Below are 4541 nucleotides of genomic sequence, written 5' to 3'. Positions count from 1 at the left end.
CGGGCGTACCGGGCGGGGGAGAACCTGGCGTCGGAGGGAGACGTGGTCCGGGGTGTGCGGACGTGGGAGGAGTTCGTGGCCAGGCGGGTACGCGATTCCGGCCGGTGAGCGTCGCGGGTTCAGGGGGTGGTGGGCGATTCCTCCCGGTTGCCGGTCGCAGGATCAGGAGGGACTGAAGAGGGTGCGGGCCTCGGTGAGCCCTTTCGATGTTCCTCCCGGGAAGGTGCTTCGTTCACGCGCCGAGTGAGGTCAGTGCCCGGCGAGTGACGTCGGCCGGGGCCGCGGCGATGACGCCGTTGAGCGCGTCCATGGAGGCCTGAAGGTCGGTGATGGCCTGAGCGATGCGGTCGCGCTCCCGATGGAGGTCGGCGAGCAGGTCTGAGCAGGTGGGGACGAGATGCTCGCCGGTGTCCCGCAGGCACGGCAGGACCGTGGTGATCGTTGAGGTGCTCAGGCCGGCGGCCAGCAGGCTGCGGATGCGGCGGACGATGGCGACGTCCTCCTCGACGTATTCCCGGTAGCCGCTGGGGCGCCGCTGCGGGTGGAGCAGACCTTGCTCCTCGTAGTAGCGCAGCAGGTGCACGGCCACGCCGGTCCGCCGGGACAGCTCACCGATGCGCACGAGGACCTCCTGATGGCCGGGAAGACATAGCCCGCCCGCCTTGACTCTCATACCGATATGAGACTTTAGCGTAGGCCGCGTGAACGTGAACAAGGGTTTCGCGACGCTCGCGGCATTGTGCGCGAGTGTCTTTGTTGTTGGTACCTCGGAGTACCTGATCGCCGGGCTGCTGCCCCAGGTCGGAGCCGATCTGGACGTCTCCGTGGGAACCGCGGGACAAGCGGTGACCGCGTACGCGCTCGGGGTGGTGGCCGGAGGGCCCGTGATGGCGCTGCTGACCGCGCGACTGCCGCGCAAGGGGCTCGCCATCGGCCTGATGCTGCTGTTCGCGGCGGGCAGCGCGATCAGTGCCGTGGCGCCTTCGTTCGGCCTGCTCCTGGTGGGCCGCGTGGTGTCCTCGCTCAGCCATGCCGCCTTCCTGGCCCTGGCGCTGGTGACGGCGACCCGGGTGGTCCCGGCTGAGAAGACGGGCTCGGCCATCGCCACTGTCGCGTCCGGCTTCACCGTGGCCACGCTGCTCGGGGTGCCTCTGGGGGCGCTGCTCGGGCAGAGCGCCGGGTGGCGGGCTCCGTTCGCCGTGCTGACCGCTCTTTCTCTGGCGGGCGTCGTGCTCCTGGCCGCGGTGCTGCCCCGGCAGGAGGCGCCGGCCACGCGACTGCGTGACGAGATACGCGTGGTGGCGCGCCGGCCGGTGCTGCTTGCCATCGTCACCACCGCGGTGGGCTTCTCCGGGGTGGCCACGGTCTTCACCTACATCGCGCCGCTGCTGACCCGGGTGTCCGGTTTCTCCGGGGCGGCGGTGTCCGGGCTGCTGCTCGCCTACGGCGCGGGTAGTTTCCTCGGCAACCTCACTGCCGGAAAGCTGACCGACAGGTCGATGAGCGCCACCGTACGCGGGGTCTTCGGCGGGCTGACGGGAACGCTCCTGCTCGTCCCGTTCGCCGCGGTGTGGCAGCCCACCGCCGTGGTCGCGGTGCTGGTGCTCGGCCTGCTCGCCACCGCGACCATCGCCCCGCTGCAGGGACTGATCCTGCACCACGCGGGCGCCGCTCCTACTCTGGCCGTGTCCGCCAACGTGGGTGCCTTCAACCTCGGCGCCGCGGCCGGCTCGGTCATCGGCGGCGCGATCGTCGCCGCCGGCGCTCTGCGCTGGACCGGCCTGGCGGGCGCGGTGCTGAGCCTGGTCGGATTGGCCCTCACCTATCTCGTCCTGCCCCGGACACGGACACGGACACGGGCACGGGCACGGGCACGGGCACGGGCACGGGCACGGACGCCGGCGCGGGACGCCGGACCCGAAGTCCCCAGTGCTGTCTGATCCTCTGTCCGCTCACCCCGTAAGGGAGGTCGCCATGCACGCGATCCAGATCTCTCGCCACGGCGGGCCCGAAGTCCTGTCCGTCCGGGAGGTTCCGCAGCCCGTTCCAGGAGCTGACGAGGTGCTGATCCGTACCGCCGCGAGCAGTCTGAACCCGGTGGACTGGAAGACCCGTGCCTGGGAGGTCGGGCCCGAACTCCCCGCCACCTTGGGGTGGGATCTGTCCGGAGTCGTCACCGCGAGCAACCACCCCGGCTACCGCCCCGGGGACCGGGTGATCGCGATGTCCGCGCAGATCGCCACCGGCCGTGGTACCTGGGCCGAGCAGGTCGCCCTGCCCGCCCGGCTGCTGGCGGCCGCCCCCAGCACGGTTCCGCTGGTGGATGCCGCGTCACTCCCGCTGGCCGGAGTGACGGCGCTGCAGGCACTCCAGCGGGCAGCGGTCACCGGCGAAGACCACGTTCTGATCATCGGCGCGGCCGGCGCCGTGGGCGGTCTGGCCGTCCAGCTCGCTCGCCACACCGGGGCCACCGTCGACGCCCTGGTCTCACGCCCCGAGCACCTCGAAGCGGCCCGGGAACTGGGCGCCGGACGCGTCTGGCACACCCTGGACGATCTCCCTCGCCGTGCCTACACGGCAGTGCTGGACACTGCGGGAGCCGCCGCGGGCCCCGCACTCGCGCCGGGTGGTCGGTACGTCTCCATCGCCGACAGCCCCCTGCCCGACATCGCCGGGGCCGCCAAGAGCTACGTCCAGGAGGACCGGGATCACCTCGCCCGCCTCGCCGCCCTCGTGGACAGGGGCGAGCTCCGGCTGCGCATCGCGCACCGCCACCCCTTCCACGATGTCCGCAGCGCCCACGAGCGGTTCGAAGCGGGCGGAGTGCTCGGCAAGATCCTGCTCACCTTCTGAGAAGGACCGTGCCACGTCCCGAGCAGGCCGTCTGGCCGGAGTTTCTGATTGTGCTTCTTGGGTCTCTCCAGCCCTAGCAGCTGGGCGTATCTGGGGATGTCCCGGCCACCGTCGAGGACGTGGCGGCGCTGGAGGCCGACGCCGCCGGGTGAGAGCAGACAGTCAGGCGGGCACCGGGAGGAGGTCGGCCTCGATCCGCGTGACGGCGGCCATGGCGCCGAACGCCAGCAGGTAGACGGTGCAGTGGTCGCTGAACCGGCGATCGGTGGCGCGCCAGGCGGCGACCTGCTCGTCGGTGATGGCCTCCGGCGCCAGGCCGGCCAGGATCGCCAGCCGCGCGCCCGGCCGTTCCCGCTCCGGCAGGTCCGCCAGCGGCTCCTCCAGATGGTCGCCGGCGGTCGTGCGGCGCCCGGCGTGGCCGGCGATCACCTGGGTCGCGACGGCGGCGGCCGCCTCGCTGAGCAGCCCGGCGCCCTGGGCGGCGGTGGCGGCGAGCGTGGCGTAGGCCGTGCCGATCGGCGAGCCGGCCGCCCAGGCCGGCGGTGGCCCGGACGGCAGCCCGTCCAGGAGGGGCAGGGTGGCGCCGCCGCGCAGGTCCTGGCCAAGCTCGCGAAGGACGGGCGCGCCGTCGAAGGGCGGCTCGTCGGCGGGGTCCATGCTGCCCGGGGTGAGCCCGGCCGGCAGCATGGCGGCGGCCACCCGGTCGATGAAGTGGGTGAACAGGGCGGTGCCGAAGTGTTCGGCGGCGGCCCCGGCGGCGAACGGCGGCTCGGCCGGGTCGCGGCCCTCGATCCCGGTGGAGGCCGCCCACCGCAGCAGGGCGGCGAGGTGGGGGTCGGCCGGCGCACCGCCGCGCTCGATGTCGTCGGCCGTCTCGGGCTCGCCCAGCAGCCGCAGCACCGACAGGAACGCCTGGACGTCGTAGTCCAGCCCGTTGGCCTGCGCCGCGCCCAGGGCGACGACGACCTTGTCCAGCACGGGGACGTCACCGGCGAGCTGGGCCTCGCGCATCAGCGACCAGCCCGCGGCCATCAGCTCCGGTGCGGGCGACATCATCATCACCGCCGGGCCGATGCTGCTGAACTCGGCGTTGACCTGCGCGTACACCTCGGCAATCACGCCCTTGGCGCGGTCAGGGGACACGGGGGTGATGTGACGGATCAAGGACGGCATGAACCAGGCCTTTCGACGGTCGCGGGATGCGGTGCCTGAAGCATGGCGGCCGGGGCCGGCCGGCGTCGTCGTGCTACCGGAGCGAGTCCCGCATACTCCCCGGGGGGTATGCGGCGGCCCGGGTACGGCGGGCGGGGTAGGTCGTCAGGCGGGTTTGTCGATGAGGATGCGCCAGCCGTGGGCCGGGACCACGGCCGGGTCGCCCTCGCCGGAGTCGCCCGCCTCGGCGAGGGTGGCGTGCGTGATGTCGGCGGGGCAGCGCCAGGGCTCGTCGTCCAGGTTGAGCAGCGTGAGCACGGCCCGGTCGCCGCCGGCGTCGGTGCGCAGCGCGGCCGTGCGGTTGGCCAGGTGCGTCACGCTCGTGCGGGCCCTGGCCAGCCAGGGGTGCCGCCTGCGCAGGCCGATCAGGCGCTGGTACAGCGCGAAGACGTCCCGGCCGTCCGCGGGCATCTCGAAGTGGGCCGGGGCGGCGGACAGGCCGGTGGAGGTGGCCGGAGCGGCGGGCAGGTCGGCGG

Annotated in this window: 4 protein-coding genes and 1 pseudogene; 2 read left to right on the top strand and 3 right to left on the bottom strand. The window is 73.1% G+C overall.

Features of this window, described 5'->3' with window-relative positions; translation table 11 throughout:
* Positions 1-232: 232 nt before the first annotated feature.
* On the bottom strand, positions 233-622 hold the full coding sequence (locus tag ETD85_RS60390; protein WP_138698785.1) for a MerR family transcriptional regulator: 390 nt from the start codon (positions 620-622) through the stop codon (positions 233-235).
* Between the two features lie 79 nt (positions 623-701).
* Here ETD85_RS60390 and ETD85_RS60385 point away from each other — a divergent pair, with 79 nt between their 5' ends.
* On the top strand, positions 702-1940 hold the full coding sequence (locus tag ETD85_RS60385; protein WP_240780144.1) for an MFS transporter: 1239 nt from the start codon (positions 702-704) through the stop codon (positions 1938-1940).
* 34 nt (positions 1941-1974) lie between these two features.
* Positions 1975-2853: an NADP-dependent oxidoreductase gene (locus tag ETD85_RS60380; protein WP_138698784.1), complete on the top strand. Its 879-nt coding sequence runs from the start codon at positions 1975-1977 to the stop codon at positions 2851-2853.
* Positions 2854-3015: 162 nt separating this feature from the next.
* On the opposite strand, the gene ETD85_RS60375 is transcribed toward ETD85_RS60380, so the two are convergent.
* Together ETD85_RS60375 and ETD85_RS60370 are read right to left on the bottom strand one after the other, a co-directional pair.
* Complete coding sequence (locus ETD85_RS60375) at positions 3016-3996, bottom strand: DNA-binding protein (protein ID WP_138698783.1); 981 nt, start codon at positions 3994-3996, stop codon at positions 3016-3018.
* Between the two features lie 174 nt (positions 3997-4170).
* Positions 4171-4541, bottom strand: a pseudogene (locus tag ETD85_RS60370) (hypothetical protein); the annotation flags it as partial.

It is taken from the genome of Nonomuraea zeae (genome assembly GCF_005889725.1).
Classification (GTDB): domain Bacteria; phylum Actinomycetota; class Actinomycetes; order Streptosporangiales; family Streptosporangiaceae; genus Nonomuraea; species Nonomuraea zeae.
Note: the sequence above shows the minus strand (reverse complement) of the source record. Positions and strands in the feature narration are given on the sequence as shown.

What these genes read in the sequence shown, in the direction of transcription:
- ETD85_RS60380 (WP_138698784.1), top strand. Translation starts at nt 1,975, where the DNA reads ATGCACGCGATCCAGATCTCTCGCCACGGCGGGCCCGAAGTCCTGTCC.